Source organism: Streptomyces sp. NPDC048481 (assembly GCF_043200075.1).
Classification (GTDB): domain Bacteria; phylum Actinomycetota; class Actinomycetes; order Streptomycetales; family Streptomycetaceae; genus Streptomyces.
Genome location: NZ_JBICXC010000001.1, coordinates 140,480 through 163,667 on the forward strand (window position 1 = coordinate 140,480; position 23,188 = coordinate 163,667).

A 23,188-nucleotide genomic window follows, 5' to 3' on the forward strand; every position below is an offset into this window, starting at 1 on the left:
GGGTGACGGTGTCGGAGAGTGCGTTCATCGAGGTGGACCGGCTGGAGAAGGTTTTCGACGTGCGTCGCAGGACCGGTTTCCTGAAGCGGGAGCTGCGGCGGGTGCGGGCGGTCGACGCGATCTCGTTCCGGGTGGCGCGGGGCGAGATGGTCGGGTACATCGGTCCGAACGGGGCCGGCAAGTCGACGACGATCAAGATGCTGACGGGGATCCTGACGCCGAGCGGGGGCCGTCTGCGGGTGGCCGGGATCGATCCGTCGCGGGAGCGGACGCGGCTGGCGCACCGGATCGGCGTGGTGTTCGGGCAGCGTACGACGCTGTGGTGGGACCTGCCGCTGATCGACTCGTACCGGTTGATGCACCGCATGTACCGCATCCCGGACGGCCGTTACCGGGAGAATCTCGCCCGGCTGGTGGAACTCCTGGATCTGGGGGCGTTGTTGGAGGTGCCGGTGCGGCAGCTGTCGCTGGGGCAGCGGATGCGCGGCGACATCGCGGCGGCGCTGCTGCACGATCCGGAGGTGCTGTATCTGGACGAGCCGACGATCGGTCTGGACGTGGTGTCCAAGGCGCGGGTGCGGGAGTTTCTGCGGGAGCTGAACGCCGAGCGCGGCACGACGGTGCTGCTCACGACGCACGACCTCCAGGACATCGAGCAGTTGTGCTCGCGGGTGATGGTCATCGACCACGGCCGGCTGGTGTACGACGGCGCGCTGGCGGGGCTGCACGAGGCGGGCGAGAGCGAGCGGACGCTGGTGGTGGACCTGGAGCGGGAGCTGCCGCCGATCGAGGCGGGGGAGGCGGCGCGGGTGGTGAGGGTGGAGGGGCCGCGCCAGTGGCTGGCGTTCCCGGCGTCGGCGTCCGCGGCTTCGCTGGTGGCGCGCATCGCGGAGCGCTACCCGCTGGTGGACCTGTCGGTGCGGGAGCCGGACATCGAGGCGGTGATCGCCAAGATGCTGTACGGGCCGGGGAGTTCGGGCGGGGAGTCGTCGCCGCGGCGCACCGTAGTGCCGGGGAGCGCGAACTCGTAGGCTGCTGACATGACCGACGACGCAGTCCCGGATTCCCCGGACGCCCCGGACCTTCGCGCCTCCGACGCCGATCGTGAGCGGGTCGTCGAGGTGCTGCGGGATGCCCTCGCCGACGGCCGTCTCGACATGGCGGAGTTCGAGGAGCGGCTGGAGGAGACGTACCGGGCGCGCACGTACCGGGAGTTGGCGCCGATCACCCGGGACCTGCCGGGCGCCGGGGTGGTCCCGCTGCACAAGGAGCCCGCACGCGTCGGGGATCCGGACGGGCGGATCGTGGGTGGCGGGGGGTCGTCGTGGGCCCTGGGGGTGATGTCCGGCTTCCAGCGCAAGGGCCGCTGGACGGTTCCGCGGCGTCTGAACTGCGTGGCCTTCTGGGGCGGCGGGGAGATCGACCTGCGGGAGGCGGATTTCTCGGCGGGCGAGGTCGAGATCACCTGTGTGGCGGTCATGGGCGGGATGCAGATCGTCGTGCCGCCGGGCGTCGAGGTCGTGGTGCGCGGTGTCGGGGTGATGGGCGGGTTCGACCACCGGGAGAGCGGGGTGCCGGGGGACCCGGGCCTGCCGCGGGTGGTCGTCACGGGCTTCGCCTTCTGGGGCGGGGTCGGCATCGAGCGCAAGAAGACGCGGGCGGCCCGGCAGCAGGAGAAGCGGGACCGCCGGGCGGCCCGGCGTGAGCCGCACTCCGCGCTGCGGGACGAGGCGCACGAGGCGTACGACGCGCCCCGGCCCGTGCTGGAGGGGCGGCGGGACCTGGGCCACGACCACGGCCTGCGGCCGGAACGGCGGCGGGAGGAACGCCGAGAGGGGCGGGAGGGCCGCGACCGCCGGGAGGGCCGGGGCGGTCGGGACCGGTACTTCGAGGACTGACGGCCGCCAGGTCAGTAGCCGGGGCCGGGGACGGGGCCGGCGGGCGTCCGCCGTGGCGCGCGGGCCGCTACAGCCGGGCCGGTGCGGAGGCGGTCAGGTGCGCCAGGTCCAGGGTGCGGGCCATCGCGCGGTAGCCGCGGTCGTCGGGGTGCAGATGGTCGCCGGAGTCGTACTCCGGGCGCAGGCTGCGCGGGTCGTAGGGGTCGCGCAGCGCCTTGTCGAAGTCGACGACCTCGTCGAACACGCCGCCCGCGCGGATCGCCCGGTTGACCTGCTGCCGTACCTCTTCCCGGGCGGCGCTGTAGCCGCGGTGGCCGCGGAACGGCATGAGGGTGGCGCCGACGGCCTTGACGCCGTGCGCGTGGGCGCGGTCGGCGAGGGTGCGCAGGCCCGCCACGATCGCGTCCGGGGCGGCGGGCTCGGCGCCGCGCAGGATGTCGTTGATGCCGAGGTCGATGACGACGGCCTTCACGCGGGGGCGGTCGAGGACGTCGCGGGTGAAGCGGTTCAGGCCGCAGGCGCCGCGCCGCGGGTCGTCGGCGAGGAGCCGGTTGCCGCTGATGCCGGCGTTCACCACGGCGTAGCGGGGCGCGGAGCCGTCGGCGGCGCGGGCGGAGCGGAGCCGGTCGGCGAGGACGTCGGGCCAGCGGCGGTTGGCGTCGGCGGTGGAGGTGACGCCGTCGGTGAGGGAGTCGCCGAACGCGACGACGGTGCCGTCGGCCTCGTCGCCGAGGACGTCCAGCGCGGTCAGGTAGCGCCAGTAGGGGGTGGTCGCGGTGAAGGCGGCGCCGCTGGTGTCCTCGGTGGACTCGCCTTGGGCGACGTAGCTGGTCTGCCGGGCGCGGGGGTGGTAGGTGACGGGCCCGGCCGAGGTGGGGGAGTAGACGCTGACCAGGACGTCCGTGTCGGCCGGGACGGCGACGGCGACGGGGTCGCTGACGGTCTGCCCGCCGGCCGGGACGACGACGGAGGCGGAGCCCTCGAAGGAGAGCCGGCGCAGGGTGCCGGGGTCGGCGGCCGGGCCGTCGTCGTGGGCGGCGACGGCGAGCGTGGCGTGGGTGACGGTGAGGGGGCGGTCGCCGTAGAGGTTGGACAGCGTGACGCGGGCGGCGCTCCCGCCGACGCCGGTGTGCACGACGTCGCGGACCGTGCGGCCCGCCGTGCCGTCGGCCGCGGTGCCGGGTTCTGCGCCGGCCGGGGCCGCGGCCCAGGCGCCCGTCCAGACGCCGGTGGACACGGGAGCGGCGCGGTACGGGCCGTGCCCCGCGGCGACGGCGCCGGGTGCGGGCCGGTGGGCGGGGCCGTGCTCGGCGGCGGCTGTGACGTAGATCGCGGCGGACAGGCCCAGGACGAGGGCGACGATCGCCGACAGCAGGGCATAACCATGATGCTTGGCGGTCATGCGGGTGCGTGTCTCCTCGTGCGCGGGGGAGCCCGTGGCTCCGGATCGGTGCGGGAGTTCGCCCTGATCTCCCCGCCCTGACAGACGACGGGAACTCCTGTTCCGTTCCGGGAGTCGGTCAGGAGGGGACAATGTGCGCGGGATCACCGAACGGGTGGAGCAAATGGAACGTACCGAAGCGGCAGCACCGGACGCGGCCCCGTCCTACCGGGCCATGACCTCCTTCACCCCCGCGGACCAGGAGAAACAGCGCGGGGTACGGCAGATGAAGCTCACCGCGGCCGGGCTGCTGCTGTTCGTGGCGGTGGTGTACGTCCTGGCCGAGTGGGCCTCCCACCGGGGCGCGGGCCCTTGGGCCGGCTATGTGGCGGCCGCCGCGGAGGCGGGCATGGTCGGCGCGCTCGCCGACTGGTTCGCGGTCACGGCGCTGTTCCGTCACCCGCTCGGGCTGCCCATCCCGCACACGGCGATCATCCCGAACAAGAAGGACCAGCTGGGCGTCTCGCTGGGCGAGTTCGTCGGTGAGAACTTCCTGTCCGAGGACGTGGTGCGCCAACGGCTGCGCTCGGTGGGCATCGGCACCCGGCTGGGCGTCTGGCTGGCGGATCCCGCCCACGCCGACCGGGTGACGGCCGAGCTGGCGACGGCGCTGCGGGGCGCGCTGACGGTGCTGCGCGACTCGGACGTGCAGGCGGTGGTGGGGGAGGCGATCACGCGGCGCGCCGACGCCCAGGAGATCGCGCCGGGCATGGGGAAGCTGCTGGAGCGGATCGTGGTGGACGGCGGCCACCGGCGCGCCGTCGACCTGGTGGTGGGGCGGGCGCACGACTGGCTGGTGCTGCACGCCGACTCGGTGATGGACGCCGTGCAGGGCGGTGCGCCCGGCTGGACCCCGCGGTTCGTCGACAAGAAGGTCGGGGAGCGCGTCTACAAGGAGCTGCTGCGTTTTTGCGCGGAGATGCGGGACATGCCCTCCCACCCGGCCCGTGGGGCCCTCGACCGGTTCCTCACCGACTTCGCCGCGGACCTTCAGTCCGACACGCAGACCCGCGCGCGGGTGGAGCGGCTCAAGGGCGAGGTGCTGGGCCGGGGCGAGGTCCAGGACCTGATCGCGTCCGCCTGGACGGCCGTCCGCTCGATGATCGTCGCGGCGGCGGAGGACGAGCGCAGCGAGCTGCGTCTGCGGGTGCGGGCCTCGCTGCTGTCGCTGGGGACCCGGATGGCGACGGAGCCCAAGGTGCAGGAGAAGGTCGACAGCTGGGTCGAGGGGGCCGCGGTGCACGTCGTCACGACGTACCGCAAGGAGATCACCTCGCTGATCACCGACACGGTGGCGAGCTGGGACCCCGAGCACACCACCCGCAAGATCGAGGCGAACATCGGCCGGGACCTGCAGTTCATCCGCATCAACGGCACGGTGGTGGGCTCACTGGCCGGCCTGCTGATCTACACCGTGGCGCGGGCGCTGGGCGCCTGACCCCGGCGCGGACGCCGCCCCCCGGGGCCCGGCGGCGCGGGTGTGCGGGGCGTCCCTGTATGCGGGGCTTAAAGGCACTGGTCGCGGGAACACGGACCGCGTTCCGCTCGACGAGGAGCGTGCGTGCCGAGGAGGGAGCCCATGACCAGCGCCGAAGCTGCCGTGCCGGCCGAGAGAGACCGCACGATCACCACAGACATCCCCGCCCGCCTGGACCGGCTGCCCTGGTCGCGCTGGCACTGGACCATCGTCTTCGGACTGGGCACCGTGTGGATCCTGGACGGCCTGGAGGTCACGGTCGTCGGGAACATCGCGAGCCGGCTGTCCGAGCCGGGCAGCGGCCTGCCCATCACCTCCGGGCAGGTCACCGGCATCGCGGCCGCGCTGTACGTGGCCGGCGCCTGCATCGGCGCGCTCTTCTGGGGCCGGCTGACCGACAAGTGGGGCCGCAAGAAGCTCTTCATGATCACCCTCGCGGTGTATCTGGCGGCCACCGCCCTGACCGCCGTCTCCTTCGACACCTGGTGGTTCCTGCTCTTCCGCTTCCTCACCGGCTTCGGCATCGGCGGCGAGTACGCGGCCATCAACTCGGCGATCGACGAGCTGATCCCGGCGCAGTACCGGGGGCGCGTCGACCTCATCATCAACGGCAGCTTCTGGCTGGGCGCGGTCGCCGGTTCGCTGCTGTCGATCGTCGCGCTGAACACGGACATCTTCGCGGCCGACGTCGGCTGGCGGCTGACGTTCGCCCTGGGCGCCGTCCTCGCCCTGGTCATCCTCCTGGTGCGGCGGCACGTCCCGGAGAGCCCACGATGGCTGCTGATCCACGGCCGCGACCGCGAGGCCGAGGAGATCGTCACCTCCATCGAGAAGCAGATCGAGGAGGACAAGGGGGAGCGGCTGCCGCGCGCCGAGGGCGAGCTGACCATCCACCAGCGGCGCAGCGTGTCCTTCGTCGAGATCGCCCGCACGGTGTTCTCGCAGTACCGGCGCCGCGCGATCCTCGGCTTCTCCCTCTTCATCGGCCAGGCGTTCCTCTACAACGCGATCACCTTCGGCTTCGGCGCGATCCTGACGAAGTTCTTCGACGTGCCGAGCGGCAACACCGGCTACTACTTCGCCGTCATCGCGATCGGCAACTTCTGCGGCCCGCTGCTGCTGGGCAAGCTGTTCGACACGGTCGGCCGCCGGGTGATGATCTCCTCGACGTACCTGCTGTCGGGTGTGCTGCTGTTCGGCACGGCCTGGCTGTTCGACCAGGGCTCGCTGAACGCGACGACGATGACGGCCTGCTGGTGTGCGGTGCTGTTCTTCGCCTCGGCCGGCGCGTCGAGCGCCTATCTGACGGTCTCCGAGGTCTTCCCGATGGAGACCCGCGCGATGTCCATCGCCTTCTTCTACGCCCTCGGCACGGCGGCCGGCGGCATCAGCGGCCCCCTGCTGTTCGCCGACCTCACCGACACCGGCAAGGTCGCCGACACGGTCCTCGCCTTCTGCGTCGGCGCGACGCTGATGTGCCTGGCGGGCCTGGTCGCGGCGTTCCTGGCGGTCAACGCCGAGCGGCGGTCCCTGGAGGACATCGCCAAGCCGCTGAGCGCGGCGGCGGCGAAGGCGTAGGGAGCGGCCGGCCGCGGCACGAAGCCGGCCTGACGCGGCCTGACGCCTCGCGGACCGGGGCGGGTCCCCCGACCCGCCCCGGTCCGCCTACGCCCCCGTCGTCGATCCGGGCCGGACGATCATCAGGACCGTCACCGTCGCCCACAGCAGGTTGAACACGCCGGTGAACATGGCGAGCCGGACGGTCGTCGCCCGCGCCCCCCGCCCCTCGACGAGCACCTCCTGCCGCGGCAGCACCAGGAGCAGCAGGACACCGGCGGCCAGGACGGTCAGCACGATCGACGCGATCAGCCACGGGTCGCCCATCACCCCCATCGCGCTCGCGGTGGTGAACCCGAAGACGGGGACGGCGATGCCCACGGCCGCGTACACCTGGCAGATGTGGTGCAGCAGCCGTACGGTCCCGGCCGCGCCCGTGTCCTCGGGCGCGGCCAGCGCCTTGCGCGCGGCGGGCGGGAACATGCTGGCGGCGACGGTCACGGGCCCGACGGCGACGATCGCGGCGAGGACGTGGAGGGCGAGGAGGAACTTGGTCACGCACCGACGCTAGACGGCACGAAGATCACGCGGAAGCGGCGGAAATGCCAGAGGCCGACGGATTCCCGCCATGCAGCCCGCCCGACCGTCCGTCCCGTCGAACCCGCACGTGACCAGGGCGGTGGGCCGCCCACATCCGCCCACCGCCCCGCCGTTCCCCCCGCATGGCCGCCGGTCGCGGGCTTGGCGAAATCCCGTCGGCTGCCTAGGATCGCGCCATGCACACCGTCGCCGTACTGGTCCTGGACGGGGTCGTCCCCTTCGATCTGTCCGCCCCGATCGACGCCTTCGGCTGGGCGCGGCTGCCCGACGGCCGCCCCGCGTACCGGGTGCGGGTCTGCTCGCCGGCCCCCTCCGGGGAGGTAAGCGCGGGGGCGTTCACCGTGCGCGCGCCGTACGGGCTCGAAGCGCTGGCCGACGCGGACACGATCATCCTGCCCGGTGTCGCGGACCCGCCGCACGAGCTGCCGCCGGGGGTCGCCGAGGCGCTGCGCGACGCCGCGGCGAACGGCACCCGGATCGCCTCCGTGTGCGTCGGCGCGTTCGTGTTCGCCGCGACGGGCCTGCTGGACGGGCTGCGCGCGACCACGCACTGGGCGGCGGCACGCGAACTGGCCCTGCACCACCCGCAGGTGGAGGTGGATCCGAACGTCCTGTACGTCGACCACGGCCGCTTCCTCACCTCGGCGGGCGCGGCGGCGGCCCTCGACATGTGCCTGCACATGATCCGCAGCGACTACGGCTCGGCGATCGCCGCACAGGCGGCCAGGATGTCGGTCATGCCGCTCGAACGGGAGGGCGGCCAGGCCCAGTTCATCGCCCAGGACCTGACACCGGCCCCGGCCGGCGCGACCCTGGAACCGCTCCTCGTCTGGCTGGAGGACAACTGCGGCGACGATCTCACGCTGGACCGGATCGCCGAGCACGCCGGCCTGAGCACCCGCACGCTGAACCGCCGGTTCCGCGAGCAGACCGGCACGACACCGCTGCGCTGGCTGCACCGGGCCCGGGTCCGGCGCGCGCAGTACCTGCTGGAGTCGACTGCCTACCCGGTCGAACGGATCGCCGCCCAGTCGGGCTTCGGTTCCCCGACGGCCTTCCGGGAGTGCTTCCGCAAGGTCGCCGGCACCAGCCCCCAGGGCTACCGGCGGGCGTTCCGGTCGAGGGAACACGCGAGGACGGGAGCCGAACCGGAACCGGGTGCGGGAGTGAGGGCGGGCCGGGCGCCGGGCGGGTAGGCGTCAGCGGGTCCGCTCCCGTCACGGAGCCCCGGAGCCGGCGCCCCCGGAGTCGACGAAGTCCGGTGAACGCGTCGGCCCGGGTGCGGAGCCTCCGCACCCGGGCCGGACCCGTTCAGGGGCGCCGCAGGGGCGCGTCAGGGGCGCTCGATGGGCGCCTCGGGGGGCGTTTCAGGAACGCCGGTCGGCGACCGCCCAGGACGCCAGCGCGACGGCTCCCGCCACACCGAAGACCGACGGCCACGGCCCCACCTTCTTCGACAGCGGGTGCGACCCGGCGAAAGCGGCGATGTACGCGACGCTCAGCGCGCCCGCGGCCGCCCCGCCGGCCTGCCGCCGCCACTGCCGCGCGGCGGCGGCACCGGCGACGGCGAGGACGGCCCCGCCCAGCGGCCGCTGCCGCGTCCACCGGGCCACGCCGTACCCGCCGACCAGCCCGCCCGCCGCGATCACCGCACTGGGAACCTTCGCCATCGTCTGCCTCCTCGCCCTGATCATCCAGCTCACCGACGAGGCTAACCCGCCCCGGCCCTCCGCCCGCAGACCGCCCCTCGCCCCGCGAGCGCCCTGCGAGTTAGGAAAGGACCCGCATTGCCCGCCCACCGCACCTCCGACGGCACGCCCCACGAGGACGCCGAAGACCAGCCCTCACCGGACCGCGCCGAACCCCCCGAGCACGCGAGGTTCGCCGCCTACCTGGACGCCCTCGCCCGCGTCCCGGCGGCCGGGGAAATGCCCCTCATCCGACACGTCCTCACCGACGAGGACGCGACGATGGCCCGCTCGGCGGTGGTCCGGCACCTGGACCGGACGGCCACCGCGTTCCCCCGCACCACCGCCGAGGACGAGGAGCGCTGGCAGGCCTGGACGAAGGCGATGGGGAAGACCGTGGGCGAGGATCCCTTCCTGACGACCCGCCTCAGTGAATGGACCCTCCTCCGCGCCCTCACCACCCCCTGCCGTGCGAGGGCCCGGGCCGCGCTGCCGACCGCCGCCGTGAGGGCCATGACCGCCGCCCTCACCACCGCCTCGGACTGGCTTCAGCGCAGGCTCGTCGAAGCCCCGGACGCCTCCCCCCAGGCCCTCGCCCTCCTCGCCGAGCACGGCCGCACGAGGAAGGTCCGTGCGGCCGCCGCGAGACGCGCGCGCTAGCTCCGCCCGGCCCGGCGGCGCTCGCCCGGCTCCAGCCCCCGCTTGTCGACGACGGCACGCTCCAGCACGGCCGCGGAGTCCGAGACCGTCCCCGCCTTGGCCCGCGCGGTGTCCCGGCTGAAGACGGTGCGCTCGCCCAGGTAGTCCAGGGTGCGGGCGTCGAAGATCCACTCGGCGCGGGTGCCGTGCCGCACGTCCTCCCGGGCGATGGCGACGCCGTGACGTCCCACGGCGTCCACCGCGTCGTCCACCTCGGTGACGCCGGGGATGCGGGCGGTGGCCTTGAAGAAGGCGGCGGCCGTCGCCGGCGGCATGATCTGCTCCCTGATCAGATCCCCGATCCGGTCGAAGACCTCCTGGTCGCGGTCGTCGCCCTGCTCCACCGGGATCTCGCGGTAGAGCCGCTTCAGCAGGCGCCCGGGTTCGGTGGGCAGCGAGGCGAGCCAGGCGTACGTGGGCCGCTGGACGCCGGCCGGCACGGCGGAGTCCCTCGGGTTCGTCCCGTCCGGCACCCCGACCTCGATCGGCCAGTCCTGCCCGTCCTCACGGATCAGCCCGACGTCGACCACAGGCCCCTGCTCCTGCGAGAACCACACCTGCCGCTCGTGCAGCGGCCCGAGCTTCACGGGCTTCTCCCACTCGCCCACGTTCTCTGCGACCCGGCTGCGCACGTAGACGAACTGGTCCTCCCGCACCGGCCGCACGACGGTGTCCATGGCGACGGCGGCCATCCGGTCCAGCGTGACGACGGCGCTGCGGCTGACGTCCGGGCGTGTGCCGGAAGCGCCCGCCCGGACGGCCGGGTCCCCGCCGTGCCGGCCCTCCCCGACGCCGAGCGTGAGCCCGGCCGCCAGCGCGACGGCGACGGCCCCGGCGACGAGAGCGGAGCGGGTGGGCAGGGAGAGCCGGCGGGGTTCCGGCAGCGGCCGGGCGCCCTCCGCCTCGTCGCGGCGGTCATGGCGGTCGTGGCGATCGCGGTCGATGAGCTGCATCAGAACGTCCTTGTGACGGGAACGACGCCCGGGAGGCAGCACCTGCTCGACGGGACCGGCCGGCAACAGCCGCGCCAGTTCCCCCAACTCGTCGAGTTCCGCGCGCTCACCCTGCTCGGGTCCGGCCGGAGTGGCGTTCATCGGGCTTCCTCCTGAAGGGGCAGGACCGCGAACGCGGTCTCACTCTCTACCTCTCCGCGACGGGAACGCGGTTCCATAAAACCCGTATGCGAGGAATGCGGCGTACGTCTCCCGCGTTCCTCCGCGTCCACGAACTCCCGCAGCCGGGCCCGCGCCCGCGACAGCCGCGACCGGACCGTCCCGACGGGAACGCCGAGCGCCTCGGCGGCCTGCGCGTAGTCGAGCCCGCCCCACACGCACAGCGCGAGGACCTCCCGCTCGTGCCGCCGGAGCCGTCCCAGCACCCGCCGCACGTCGGCCAGCCGCCGGGCGTCGTCCACCCGGCCCGCGACGTCCTCGGCGAAGTCGTCGACCTCCTGGGACCCCGACGCCCGCCGGGCGAGGAAGGCGAGCCGGCGCCGCAGACTCCGGTCGGCGTTGCGCGCCTTGTTGGTGGCGATCCCGAACAGCCACGGCCGCAACGACCCACTCTCGACGGCCACGTCCGCCCGCCCCCGCCATGCGGCGAGAAACGTCTCCGACATGACCTCCTCGGCCACCGACCAGTCGCCGGTCAGCCGCAGGGCGTGGTTGTAGACGGCGGTCGCGTACAACTCGTACAACTCCCCGAAAGCGCCCCGCTCCCCCTCCCGCACCCGCCCCCGCAACCGGGCCCCGTCGTCGTCCCCGGCCGCCACATCACTCTCTCCGTTGACCCTCACACCCATACCTCTCCGCACAGCGGAGCAGGTTCCGGTGGCGTCGGTCACAGCGCATGCTCCGCGTGCGTCTCCCGCATGCCAGGGACCAGGATCTGTTCGAGAACATCCGTGACGTGCGCGGCGAGCAGAAGTGCATCGTGCAGGCCACCCGACATCCCTGCCCTGGGAGGGCGGGTCTGCACCAGGGCGACAAGCCACTGCTCGCCACATCACCGCGCACGGTCGTGTCAACGCTCCAGGAGATTCGCGAAGAACCCCACGTACGGATCCTCTGGCGTGCCGACGAGCAGCGCCCGGTCCAGCAGCACGTTGTTGTGCTCGCAACTCGTCTCCGGGAGCATCACGCAGGCGTGGCAGGCGGCCATGTTCGTGCCACCGGTGCCGGAGACCCCGCTCTCCATGCACAGCGGGTCGGACGAACACCACTCGGCCCGGAGGACTGCCGAGCGGACCGTCTGATCCAGCAGACGAGGTTCACCCTGCGCGACCAGGCCGCCGAGACTGCCCGCCGAGTCGCTCGTCGCCGTGTAGATCAGGATTCCGGCCATGTCGTCGTCCGCGTACAGGCGCTCGCGGAGTGCCGCCGCCGGGTAACCCGCCTCGAGACTCCATTCGTTGATGAGCACATGAGCCAGCGTGTGGAGCAGCACCATGCGAGGGGAGGCGGGGGACCTGACGGCCTCGTGGCGTTCGCCCGCCCTGTCGTCCAGGACCCGTTGATGAGCCGTGCGCAGACGTTCCGAGCGGGCGGCCACGCCGATCACGCGCTCCCAGGAGCAGAGCCGTTCCTCGTCCAGGCGGAGGAAAACGCCCTCGCCGTGCACCTCCATGGCCGGGAGCCACTTCAAGGGGCCCCCGGCGAGCGGCACCTCCTTCGCCTCGGTGGACGAGTCGGGGTCGGCGAGCCGGGTGAAGGCCTTCAGCGCGCGCACCTCGCGGAGCCGCTTGACCAGCATCGGGCCGGTGACGCCGAGCGGCTTCAGCACGGCCGTGTCATCATCCGGGGGCTCGCAGAGGAACTGCTCGTCCCGCGTGTGGTCGCTGTCCTCGTTGCCTGCGCGGAGACGCTCGTACTCCCTGTTGCGCAGGGCGCGATATCGATGATCGAAGGTGTGAACCGTGTCGCCGTCGGGGTCCTCCTCGCGTTCCGCGTCCAGGAGCGTCATCACCACGTCCAGGGGGATCGGCGCCTTGTCCTTGAGGACGGCCTTCAGGTATCCCGCCACCTCGCTGCGACCTGCGCACTCGCGCAGCGCGTCCCAGTGTTCGGCGAGCGGATCCGAGCGGCCGTCGCTCCACGGAGGGATGGACAGCGCCGACTTCAACACCGGCTGCCACACCGTGGAGGAACCCCGTTGGAGGGTGCGCAGGGGCAGTCCACACGGCTCCTTCGCCGAATCGCCCAGCCAGGGGCGGGCACCTTGGCACCTGAGCCCGAGCTTCTTGAGGGCCTCCCTGCGGAAGGAGCCCTCCATCGACGCCTCGGGCTTCGGGGCGCAGTCGCAGGAGACGACGATCGAGCGGAGCGAGGACGTACGACCGGATGACCGCAGACTGAGCCGCCCGCCACACCGCCCGGCGGTTTCCCCGGGTTCGGTGGACCGATGGACCCAGTGCCAGTACGGGAATTCGTCGAGATGCCCGGCCTCGCATGCGACGACGAAGCGGGAGGGGACCAGGTCGACCTCACAGGCGCCGCAGACACTGCGCCCCTCCGGCGGGTTGAAGGCGCGGTGTCGCTGGAGTTCGTCGCACCCGGGACAGGAGTGCATCTGGGGAAACCGCCGGACCCGCATGCCGTCCTTGCTGCCGTCGTCGGACGCCGGAGGCAGTCGGAAGTATCCGACGTTCAGAAGGCGGGCCAGCCGTCGCTCGTAGATTCTGGGCGCTTCGTCCGACCGCCAGCTCCTTTCCGCGTCGTCCAGACCCGAGACGACGAAGGACTCCTGGTCGACCGCGATGAGCGAGCCGACGCCGTAGGTCGTGATGGCCTGAGCGCGGCGGACCGAACCCCGCCGGGGCAGGTTGTGGGCCGGCGTGCCGCTCTGGCCTGTGCGTCGACGGCGGGCGGGGGGCGGGGTCATCGGTTTCCCTCCAGGAACAGGGCGGACTCGGCGTCGACATCGCGCAGGCTCCACAGGGTGGGCCATGCCTCACGGTCCTCCGTCTCGTCGTCGTACGACTTCAGGATCGACGGGGAGCGGTTTCCCGGCTGAGGCTCGAAGAGCAGGCCGCTGTGGGTGTCCGCCTCATCGCACCACCAGTCCACGAACTCGTCGAACGCCTGGGACACGGCTGTGCTCTCTTTGCTGTCGACTGCTCCGACGCGGTCCAGGACGATGCCCTTCACCTTGTTCCGCAGCACGTCCTCGTACGACTCGATCCTGGCGGCCCCGTCGTTGGGACGGGCGTCCGGGATCAGGATGCGGGCCAGGGCCACGATCACAGCGTGCAGCCCCCGGTCGCGGGCGCGCGCGGAGAACGGGGTGACCGAGGTCGACTCGACCTCCCGGTAGAGAGCCGAATGGAAGTGCTGGAAACTCTCGTAGTGCGAACGGTCACGTGAACGCGCGGAGTTGAGCATGACCGCCACCAGCCCCGGGTGCGCGCGACCGACACGGCTGGTCGCCTGGATGTATTCCGCGGTGGTCTGCGGCTGGCCCATCACGGCCATGAGGCCGAGGCGGTCGACGTCCACACCGACCGCGATCATGTTGGTGGCGAGCAGGACGTCGACGGCGTCCTCGTCGGGGTAGCACTTCTCGATGCGCTTGAGACGCGTCGGGATCTCGCTGGCGTCGACACGGCTCGTCAGCTCCGAGTAGTTGGGGATCGGCCGGACCTCCTTACCCTCGCGCTCGGCGAGCAGCTCCATATACGCCACCACGTCGTCGTGGACCTGGAGTTCGGCGGCCGAGAGCAACCTCAGGCTGTTGAAGTAACCGACGAGGCTCCAGTAGGTGTCCTTCACCCTGTCGTTCTCGGTGTCCGCGTGCATGGCCCGGTGCAGCAGTGTGGCGTACGTGCGGATCAGCAGCGTGGACTGACTGGTGCCGGGGGCCAGAAGGCCGACATAGCGGCGGGTCGCCTTCTCGTCACGAAGTGTCTCCACCGCGAACCACGAGTCGCGGGCGTCCAGGCCGGCGGGCGGGAACTGGCGTACTCCACGGGCGAAGAGGTGCTTGCCCTGGTCGGCGGCGCGACGGATGGTCGCGGTGGAGGCGATGACCTTGGGCCTGTTCGCGAGGGCGTCCACCGCCGTCTCGTAGAGGCCGGTCAGGGTTCCCAGCGGCCCCGAGATCAGGTGGAGTTCGTCCTGGACGATCAACTCGGGCGGCGGCGTGGGGTCATGGGCGTCGTTCCGGTTGAACAGCGCAGCGGTGGCCGGGCGCCATGGCATGGACGCGAATTTGTCGACGGTGGCGATCACCAGCGTCGGCCGCGCCGCGTACACCGCCTCGTCGACGAGGTGGACGGGCAGTCCGTCGGTGAAGTCGCAGTCGCCGGCGGGGCAGCGGACGAACATCCGTCGGGCTTCGACGTCGGCTTCGTAGTGACGCGCGTCGAGTCGCTCCCCGCACCAGGGACACGCGTGCAACTGGACCGGGTTCTCCTTGGCGAGGCTGCGGCCGAGGTCCCGCCGCAGCTCGTCGAGCTTCTCCTCGGCCTTGGCCAACGTGTTGGGGGTGGCCGAACGGCCGACCCACATGCCGACGGAGAACTCCTCCGTGCCCAGCGCCGGGGTACGGCGACGCAGTCGTTCCATGGCGCAGAGCAGGATCGCCGCGCGTTCGAACTGCTGGAGGGTGAGCAGTCGCAACGTGTACCGCATGATGACCGTGACCCCTCCGCCGGACGCTCCCTTGCGGATACGACGCAGGAACGACGTGAGCGCGATCAGGCCGAGATAGGCCTCCGTCTTGCCACCACCGGTGGGGAACCAGAGCAGGTCGGAGAGCTTGCGGTCCTTGTGGTGGGGATCGTCGACCCCCGCCAGACAGAGCAGCACGAACGCGATCTGGAACGGGCGCCAGCGGCCCTTGGCCAGGTCGGGTGTGCCGGGGCGGCCTTTCTTCACCCAGTCGCTGCGGGCGCGCTGGTCGGCCATGGCCCGGTTGGCCAGGCGGAAGGCCCGCATGACGTCCGGCTTGGTCCGCAGCAGTGCGATGCCCTCCCGGATGCGTCCCAGAGCCTCATGGCAGGCCGACACCTGCTTACGCGCGGCCTCCTCGTGCTGAGTGCCCGTCAGGGCCTCGGCCTCGTTCCGCTTGCGGTCGATCCACCGCTCGTACCCCGAGGCGAGATTCTCCAGGGCGGCCAGGATCTCGGCGTCGGGATCCTCCGCCAGCCTCAGCATGGACAGCGCCGGGCTGTCGCTCTCCGGATTGGAATCGGTGAGGAGAACTTCCACGGACGGCACGAACTGGCTGCGCACCTCGCAGACGCCGCCGCTGCCGTCGTCGTTGGTGTCGGTCACCCCGATGGGAGAGGGCGTCCAGTCCCATTCCGCCGAGCAGCCGTGCCCGACGGCGAAGGTCGGGGCGTGCCGGTGCAGCAGCCGGCTCATGGCGATCTCCGGGTCGTGGGAGGCCGTCCGGGCGGGGCGTTCGACGAAGGCGGTGGAGCCGTCGGCGGCGCGCACCCGGAGGCCGCACTGGAACAGGGAGAAGGCGTCCTTCAGGTCGTACTTGCCGACCTGTTCCGAGTTGATCAGTGTCACCGTGACGCTGACGTTACCGGTCAGAGCGTCGGGGCGACGGACGATCGCGTGCAGGTCGATCTTTCTGTCGGTGTGCAGCCGTGTGCGTACGCCGCTGCCGGGCACCGTGACGTCGATCGTGTGGTCAGGTAGAGCGAGTTCCTCCCGCCGCCAGTGCTCGTGCTGGGCGGACAACGTGCGTGCCTCGGCTCTGCGGGCTTCGACCGGCCTGCCGTCCGCGTCGGTCGGACGGTACGCGGCGGCACGCGTCGAGACCACGATCGTTCCGCTTATGGCCGGGTCGACGGCGAAGGTCAGGCCCATGGACGAAGGCCGACGGTCGCCGGGCCCTCCTGGATCCCGCTCCGCACCGGACTCCTCGACACTGTCGCGGCTGAGCATCGGCGAGGTGTCCAAGCCGTCGTGTTCGGCGGCCTCCTCCTTCCGCGCCTCGGCCTCGGCCTTGTCCGCCGAACCGGGGTACAGGACTCCGGTCAGGTAGCGGTCGATGGGCGTGTCCTGGGTGAGGACCTCGTCCCGGTCGTCCTTGTCCGCGTCCTCGGCGGGGCCGAGCAGTTCCCTGCGGAGCCCCACAAGAAGGTCTTCGTCCCTCACGCGGTAGTGCTCGGCGTGTCCGTTCGCCCCGTCCGTCACGTGTCCTGCTCCTCGTCGTGGTTCGTCCACCGGTACCGTCCGATGCCGGTGATCCTGGGGGCGATCCACACGCCCCGGTCGCCGAGACCGGCGTTGGCGCCTGCCGCGGTGCTGCCCGTCACGGTCTCCGTGACGTCGATTCGCAGGCCGCGGATCTCGGCAGGCCAGGAAGGTTCCCACTTGCTGTTCACCTTCTGCACCCGGAACAGGTCCTCGCGGAACCGCTGCGAGGCCTCGCCGATCTCCCGTCCTTCGTGCAGCAGGGCGTAGGGCGGGCTCTGATACTCGCCCATCTGCATGTCGTGCCGTTTGCGCAGTACCACGGTGTGCCCGGGTGTGACCCGTTCCAACAGGTACGACTGGGTGTCGCGGGCGTCCCCGTCGGCTCCCGGCGGGTCGTCCCGATCCACGTCGCCCGCCTCGGCGACGATCCCGAATCGCTTGTACGACTGCCAGCCGCCGAGATAGCGCCGGCCGTCTCCCCGGTTGCACGTTCGCCTGAAGTGCGGCAGCTCCGGGGGCTTCACGTAATACAAGTCCTGTCGGGCACGAGTCATCGCCACGTAGAGGGCACGCGCCTCGGCGGGCAGATCCAGGTCGGCCGCGTACCGGCGGTGGAGTTCCTCGGCGGTGGGAGGGGCCAGAAGGATCACCCGGTCGAACTCCAGTCCCTTGGCCCGGTGGACGGTCGAGACGACGATCCGGGAGGATTCGGGGTCGGCCGCCTCGTCGGGGAACCTGCCGCCCGCGACGGCGTGCCGCAGTCGATCGAGGTCGAGCACGCCTCGTGCGGAGCCGCGGGCGACCCGCCGCAGGACGGTCCACAGCATCGATGCGTCCGGTTCGAACGGCAGAGGGATCTCGGCGAGGAGAGTCCCGAACCGCTCCTCGGAGAGACCGGTCGCCTCCGTGCGACGGAGCAACTCGCCGACCCAGTACGGAACGGGACGCTCTTCGAGCGGACGTCGCAAGCGGTGTTCGATGCCGTGCGCCTGCAGCAACTCGGCGACCACCAGGGCCTCCCGGTTGTCACGGGTGAGGATCGCGCACGTGTCGGACAGGTCCCGCAGCCCGGACAGGGTGAACTCGTCGTCGAGGTCGCCGATGCCGTTCGCCGGGTGCAGGAGCAGGTCGCGCAGGTCTTCGTAGAGCGCACCGGCTTCGTCCCGGTCGGTGAGCCGCTGGAGACGCGGACCGTGCGCCAGCGCCACCCGGGCCTCCTCGGTCGTGGCCCGGAAGTTACGGGTGAGCTTCAGCTCCAGCAGGTCGTCGGGATAGGAAGCGCGCAACCAGTCGAAGAATCGGCCGGTCTCGTCGAGCCGTTCGTCCGGGTCGGCGATCTGGAACCCGTACACGGACTGGGCCAGGTCGCCGACGACCGTGAAACCGCAACTGTCCCGGTAGCGGTCGAGCAGTGCCTCCACCAGTTCGCGACGTACGCCCAGCAGGTCCTGAACCTCGTCCACGACGACATGGGAGGGGGGCTCCGAGTCGCCGATCTCCAGGGCCCCCTTCTCCACCGCGTCGACCGCCGCCGAGATCCGCTCGTCGAAACTCGTACTTCCCCAGTCCCCGTCCGGATGGGCGCGGGCCAGCACGCCGTAAGCCCAGGCGTCGAACGTCTGCGCCCGGACCCGGCGGGCCCGGTCGCCGTGCCGGGCGATCCGCTCGCGCAGTTCGCGGGCGGCGGCCCGGGAGAAGGTCAGGACCAGGATCTCGGCGGCCTCCAACGCTTCCTCCTGATCCTCGTGGCCGCAGAGCGCGTCCAGTCGACGCACCAGGGTGTGCGTCTTGCCGGCTCCGGCTCCCGCCGTCACCAACACCCGAGCGTCCCAGGGCTGTTCGACGACCTCCAGTTGCTCGGCGGTCAGCTCCGGGCTGTCCAGATAGGCGTCGGTCACTTACGGCTCCAGAGGTGTTCGAACTGGGTGAACGCGAGCTGTGTGTCGAAGTTGGCGATGTTGTCGCTGACGTTGAGGATCAGGCAGGTCGGCTTGCCACCGTTCTTCGGACCGCGCAGACCGCGGCCGATCATCTGCTGGTAGACGTTGGTGCTGTACACCGGGCGGGCCACCACCACGACGCGGGTGGCAGGGGCGTCGAACCCTTGTGTCAGCACGCCGTAGTTGGTGAGTACGCGGATACGCCCTTCACGGAAGTCGTCGATGCGCCTACGACGGTCCGGCATGCTGCTGGTCGAATCGACGGCCGCCGAGGCGACGCCTCGGTCGTTCAGCAGGGCTGCCAGCGAGTTGGCGTGGTCGACGGACGTCGCGAACAGCAGGGTCGGCCAGTCCGCGGGGAGGCCGGCCACTTCCTCGACGATACGGAGGCTGCGCGCGTGGTCCTCCACCAGGCGCTGCTCCGCCGAGCGGGAAAGCATGGCCATGCGTTCGGCCTGCACCTTCTCGTCGCTGGTCAGCTCGATGCTGCCACCCTCCAGGGTGCGATGCTCGACCTGGGCGAGCATGCCCCACTCCTGGAGGTCCTGGTAAGGATTGCCCGAAGGGAAGACGCCTTCGTCAAGGCGGCGTCGTCCGAAGCGGCCCACCAGACGGCTGGTCTCCTCCTCGTTGGTGTTGCGGAACGGGGTGGCGGTCAGACCGAGCAGATGTCGTCGGGTCTCGTACTGAGTGAGGCCCAACTGGCCGAGAATGGCGGTGTATCGCGGTGAGATGGCCGTGTGCGCCTCGTCCACGATCACCAAGGAGGCCTTCCGCAGCCATTCGTAGGCGTCGCCCTCCAGGCACCGCTCCAGCTTGGCGTCCGTCGCCACCACCAGATGAGGGTGTCCCTGGACGTCACCGGCTTCGTTGCCTCCCCAGAGCCGGCTGATGGTGAGCGGACTTTCCGCGCCCACCTTGCCCCATACGAACTTCCAGCTCTGAAAGGCCTGTTCGCACAGCTCGTCGGTCTGAGCGATCCACAGCAGCGGCCCCTCCAGTTCGCCCAAGCGTTTCACCCAGCGGATCACGGCCTCGGCGGTGACCCGGGTCTTGCCCGCGCCGGTGGGCAGGGAGAGCATGGCCCGCTGCGGCGCGAGCCGGTCGAGCAGGGTGGTGATGTTGCGGACCAGGTCTTCCTGGTAGGCGTGCAGCGCGGGAAAGTCCCGCGGTCCGTCGACCGTCTCGGAGGCCGGCGGAGAAGGCGTACGGGAGCCCGCGAAGGTCATCGGCAGGCCGAGACCGGACACGAACGAGATGGCCGCGGCCGAACCCCCGTACCCGACAGGCGCATTGGGGAAGCGGGCCTGGATGTCGCGGGCATGGTGATGCAGCACCCTGTCACCGCGCGCGTTGAACGCCATCTGAGCGATCCGGTGCGGGGACGGCTCCGTGCCCCCGGTCGCCTCCGCCTCGGCATCCAGCAGACCGTCCGGCAGCCCCGAGCGGAGAGCCTCGGCGCCGATCAGCAACTCGATCTTGGTGACGACGTCCGTCGCGTCGCGCACGGCCTTCACAGCGGCTTGGACGGCGCTGTCCCGTGCGATCTGTTCCTCGCGCTCCAGTACCGCTCGGCAACCGTTCGCACCCAGCCCGAGCTTCAGCTCACGGTCAATGAGACGGAGCATCGGCTCCCGCTCCAGAGGGACCAGGACCTTGACGGTGTCCCCCTGGCGGACCGCGTCCAGCGTGCGGGACTTGGTCCCGTTGTCCGTGCGGGTCACCTCCTCCAACTCCGTGCACCGCAATACCAGGCTGCCGCGCTGAGCGCTGCCGAGCCGCTGACGCAGCGCGGGGTACAGCTCGACGAGCGGGACCGGTTCGGCCTCCGGGACCTCGCGGGTCTCACGGGTGATCGCCCCCTTGTAGGGCTTCATGCCCCACTGCTCGATCATCAGTTCCGCGTCGGCTGCCGTCCCCACGAGCAGCGCGGGAAGCTGTTCCGCGCGCAGGGCGCGGTACTCGGCCGCGCCGACGGCGACGACGATCTCGCTGTCGGGGCGGGTGCTCCAGGTGTCCCCGATCCGGCAACGGGTCAGGGAATCCTCGGGGAAGGCCGCGCCGAGCCGAGTGAGCATGACGTACGTGTTGCCTACGAACCTGTCGTCCTCGCTGCGGGTCAACTCCACGAGGAGCGGTGCCCAGCGCTCGGCCGGCACGTCGTCGACAGTGGTGGGCAACCGCAGCTTGCGGGCCTTCTCGGGGGACAGGTCGGCCACCGGGAGGACGTCGCGGTAGGAGGCCAGCTGAGGTCCCACCGCCTCGGCCAGCGGCTTGACGCCCTGGGAGGTGAGGACCCTGCCGTGCTTCCTGAGCATCCAGCGGATCGGCGACTCGACGGCCTGCCGGGTGCTCGACTGTGCTCCGATCTGCCGCGTCCAGTTGTCCACCACGGCGTCGTCGGGCAGAGCCTTGAGGAAGGCGGCGCGGGACTCCTCCGACAGCGAGGGGAACAGGTGCAGCGGTCCGCCGATGGGGGCTCCCTCCACCTTCAGTCGATTGAGCGTGGGCCTGGGGGCGCGCTTGTCCAGCCCGTTCAGATAGCTCGCGTGGACCGCCTCGCGGTACTCCTCGAACCAGGCCTCGCCCTCGGGGCGCGCCGTCGTGGGGCGCTCCCTCGGTCCCACTTGGCGGAAGACGGCGAGGTCGTCGGAGTGGAAGTGCATGTCGACGGCGACACGCGGGTCGCGTTCGGCGCTCACCACCGCGCCCGGCAGCATGCAGTCCCGCAGCGGCCGGAATCGACCGTCGGCCGTCCGCACTTTCAGCGTCCGCGTCACGTCCGGTACGTGCTGGAGCACGGTGTCGATCAGCCGGTGCCCGCCGGCCTGCCGGAAGAGAGTCCAGAAGCGTTCCCAGTCGGCGTCGCCGTAGCCGTCGAGGCCTCGGTCGAGGACGCTGACGAAACGGCCCTCCACATCGGCCTCGCGGATGCCGAGAGCGTCGAGGGCGGAGGCCAGCTCGGGGTCCTCGGAGATCTCGGGCGCCACATAGACCAGGGACTCGCGTGGCCCGTCGTCGTCGGCGCGGCGGAACACCTGACCGGGGACCGGCGGCACCAGGCCGTGCTCCTCGGTGAGCACGATCCGTGCCCTGCGCGCTTCGTCGACGTATGACGAACCCGTCCTGACCATGTCTGCCAGGACGCGGACGGCGGTCGCGGAAGCCACCGCGGAGCCGTCCGAGACCAGAGCCTCCAGCCACTCACGGACGCTGGACCGCTCGTGTTCGGCCGCTTCGAGGACGTGCTGGACCTTCCCCGAACGCAGGACGTTGACCTCGGCCGAGGGGTGGAGCCAGTTCGACGGTCGACCGGGTGTCTCGTGCCACATCCGTGCCCAGGCGGTGCTGCGGTCCTTGTCGAGGCGCGGGGGAATCCGCAGGTCGGCGGGTACGCGAAGCACGCCTTCCTGATCGGGCAGTGAGGGGTGACGGGCCGCTCGCTTCCAGATCTCCTGGGTCAGGAAGTCGTCGGCCCAGCTGATCGATTCCTTCGTACGGCCGGGCAGGAGCGGGAGGTACGCGGCAGGGTCCTCGGCCGGTGACAGGGCAGGGAGAGAGTCGACCACCAGGGCTGCGGAGACTCGGATCATCTCTTCGTTGAACGCGGACGAGTCGAGCAGATTCTGCCGGTCCTCGTTCGTCTTCCACGCACCGTTGAGGATGCCGCTCAACGACATCTCGTACTTGGTGGGGAAGAAGGACCAGAAGCGGCCACGTCCTCGGGTTCGAGCGATGTGGAGTCCGCTCTCCCTTTCCCTCTCGAACGCCGGCACCGCCCAAGCCAGTTCGAGATCGAGACGGTCGTGCAGTTCACCGGCGTCGGCGCGGGCCACCGGGCCGGGCTGGTGAGTCGCGGTGAAGACCCGCCACCGGGCCTCGCGGGGCGACCTGCCCGTCCGTTCCTCCCGCACCGTGTGGAGGTTCCCGTCCCGCTCGGTGGTGAGCAGGCGAGAGGTCGGGGGAAGGGTCCTGCGGTCCTCCAGCACCACCCGCGCCACGTGCGGGGAGAGGAGCTGGAACCCGAGAGGGAACTCCTCACGGCTCGCCCCGGTGGAGGTCTTTCCCCCGTGCATGTCCGACGCCAGCTTGCCGGCGGCCCCGGGGAGCAGGGGCAACCGTACGACGGTGGTGGCCCAGCCGAGCAGTTCGTCGAGCACCGGGTCCGTCGCCCGCTCGGCATCCGCGTCCAAGGGGCGGGCCATCCGGAGCACCGGAGCCTCGAACCGGTCGCCCAGACGTTCCCGCACGCCGGGAACCGAGCGGATCTGCCGGCATGCCCATTCGCGATCGAATCCGAAGGCCCCGGAGGTGCTGAAGAACTGGGGGGCGTCGGTGACCACCAGAACGGACTTGACCCCTACACCGAATCGCCCGATCTGGCCGCCCCTCTTTCGGGACATGCTCATCCGGAGAATGGTTTCGGCACCTTCGGCCGTCACCGGCGTGCCCTCGTTGGCGCAGTAGAGATGGGTAGTGGTGAGAACCACGTGGGTGGTGCCACCGGGTGCGTTCGCGATTTCGTCGGCTGCGTTCTGGACGAGCTCGAAAAGCTGCCGGTCCCCGTATCCGCCCTGGGTGATCCGGCGCTCACCATTGGCGTGCTCGGGGATGAGGCCGGGGTCCACTTCGTACGTCTGGAGAACACGCGAGGACTGCTCGATGACGGTGGCGACGACCGGCGACAGCGACGACGAGGATTCGGACACTGCTTCTTCACTGCTCCTGCGGTGGGCG

Annotated in this window: 15 protein-coding genes; 6 read left to right on the plus strand and 9 right to left on the minus strand. The window is 71.3% G+C overall.

Features of this window, described 5'->3' with window-relative positions; all coding sequences use genetic code 11:
* The first annotated feature begins 2 nt into the window (after positions 1–2).
* Both ACGFSH_RS00595 and ACGFSH_RS00600 read left to right on the plus strand, forming a co-directional pair.
* Positions 3–1,031: an ATP-binding cassette domain-containing protein gene (locus ACGFSH_RS00595; RefSeq protein WP_393343518.1), complete on the plus strand. Its 1,029-nt coding sequence runs from the start codon at positions 3–5 to the stop codon at positions 1,029–1,031.
* Positions 1,032–1,040: 9 nt separating this feature from the next.
* Positions 1,041–1,898, plus strand: coding sequence for a DUF1707 domain-containing protein (locus tag ACGFSH_RS00600; RefSeq protein ID WP_393343520.1), 858 nt, complete (start codon positions 1,041–1,043; stop codon positions 1,896–1,898).
* Between the two features lie 67 nt (positions 1,899–1,965).
* Here the strand turns inward: ACGFSH_RS00600 and ACGFSH_RS00605 are convergent, their stop codons facing one another.
* Positions 1,966–3,300 carry an SGNH/GDSL hydrolase family protein gene (locus tag ACGFSH_RS00605; RefSeq protein ID WP_393343522.1) on the minus strand — a complete coding sequence of 445 codons (1,335 nt, stop codon included), beginning with the start codon at positions 3,298–3,300 and terminating at the stop codon, positions 1,966–1,968.
* A gap of 163 nt (positions 3,301–3,463) precedes the next feature.
* On the opposite strand from ACGFSH_RS00605, the gene ACGFSH_RS00610 reads away from it, so the two are divergent.
* Complete coding sequence (locus ACGFSH_RS00610) at positions 3,464–4,777, plus strand: DUF445 domain-containing protein (RefSeq protein ID WP_393343524.1); 1,314 nt, start codon at positions 3,464–3,466, stop codon at positions 4,775–4,777.
* A 141-nt stretch (positions 4,778–4,918) separates the two neighbouring features.
* Positions 4,919–6,394 carry an MFS transporter gene (locus ACGFSH_RS00615; protein ID WP_393343526.1) on the plus strand — a complete coding sequence of 492 codons (1,476 nt, stop codon included), beginning with the start codon at positions 4,919–4,921 and terminating at the stop codon, positions 6,392–6,394.
* An 87-nt stretch (positions 6,395–6,481) separates the two neighbouring features.
* Here the strand turns inward: ACGFSH_RS00615 and ACGFSH_RS00620 are convergent, their stop codons facing one another.
* Entirely contained in the window at positions 6,482–6,931 is a 450-nt protein-coding gene (locus tag ACGFSH_RS00620; RefSeq protein WP_393343528.1) for a hypothetical protein, read from the minus strand.
* A 218-nt stretch (positions 6,932–7,149) separates the two neighbouring features.
* Here ACGFSH_RS00620 and ACGFSH_RS00625 point away from each other — a divergent pair, with 218 nt between their 5' ends.
* Entirely contained in the window at positions 7,150–8,169 is a 1,020-nt protein-coding gene (locus ACGFSH_RS00625; protein ID WP_393343530.1) for a GlxA family transcriptional regulator, read from the plus strand.
* Positions 8,170–8,340: 171 nt separating this feature from the next.
* Here ACGFSH_RS00625 and ACGFSH_RS00630 read toward each other — a convergent pair whose 3' ends face one another.
* Positions 8,341–8,643 (minus strand): hypothetical protein, encoded by a 303-nt coding sequence (locus ACGFSH_RS00630; protein ID WP_393343532.1) that lies wholly within the window; start codon positions 8,641–8,643, stop codon positions 8,341–8,343.
* A 117-nt stretch (positions 8,644–8,760) separates the two neighbouring features.
* On the opposite strand from ACGFSH_RS00630, the gene ACGFSH_RS00635 reads away from it, so the two are divergent.
* On the plus strand, positions 8,761–9,321 hold the full coding sequence (locus tag ACGFSH_RS00635) for a hypothetical protein (protein WP_393343534.1): 561 nt from the start codon (positions 8,761–8,763) through the stop codon (positions 9,319–9,321).
* Here the strand turns inward: ACGFSH_RS00635 and ACGFSH_RS00640 are convergent.
* The 6 genes from ACGFSH_RS00640 to ACGFSH_RS00665 all read right to left on the minus strand — a co-directional run bounded on the left by ACGFSH_RS00640 (position 9,318) and on the right by ACGFSH_RS00665 (position 23,160).
* Positions 9,318–10,454, minus strand: coding sequence for a CU044_5270 family protein (locus ACGFSH_RS00640; RefSeq protein ID WP_393343536.1), 1,137 nt, complete (start codon positions 10,452–10,454; stop codon positions 9,318–9,320). The two genes, ACGFSH_RS00635 and ACGFSH_RS00640, sit on opposite strands and share 4 nt — an antisense overlap.
* A complete protein-coding gene (locus ACGFSH_RS00645; protein ID WP_393345435.1) occupies positions 10,451–11,101 on the minus strand; it encodes an RNA polymerase sigma factor in 651 nt (216 codons plus the stop codon). Before ACGFSH_RS00645 ends, ACGFSH_RS00640 begins: the two co-directional genes overlap by 4 nt.
* 281 nt (positions 11,102–11,382) lie before the next feature.
* Positions 11,383–13,239, minus strand: a complete 1,857-nt coding sequence (drmB, locus tag ACGFSH_RS00650) for a DrmB family protein (protein ID WP_393343538.1) — start codon at positions 13,237–13,239, stop codon at positions 11,383–11,385.
* The gene (locus tag ACGFSH_RS00655; protein ID WP_393343540.1) at positions 13,236–16,508 is read right to left on the minus strand and encodes a helicase-related protein; all 3,273 of its coding nucleotides are present in this window, start codon (positions 16,506–16,508) and stop codon (positions 13,236–13,238) included. Before ACGFSH_RS00655 ends, drmB begins: the two co-directional genes overlap by 4 nt.
* Positions 16,505–18,409, minus strand: a complete 1,905-nt coding sequence (locus tag ACGFSH_RS00660) for a UvrD-helicase domain-containing protein (RefSeq protein WP_393343542.1) — start codon at positions 18,407–18,409, stop codon at positions 16,505–16,507. The genes ACGFSH_RS00655 and ACGFSH_RS00660 overlap by 4 nt, the downstream gene beginning before the upstream one ends.
* On the minus strand, positions 18,406–23,160 hold the full coding sequence (locus ACGFSH_RS00665) for a DEAD/DEAH box helicase (RefSeq protein ID WP_393343544.1): 4,755 nt from the start codon (positions 23,158–23,160) through the stop codon (positions 18,406–18,408). Before ACGFSH_RS00665 ends, ACGFSH_RS00660 begins: the two co-directional genes overlap by 4 nt.
* Positions 23,161–23,188: the final 28 nt, after the last annotated feature.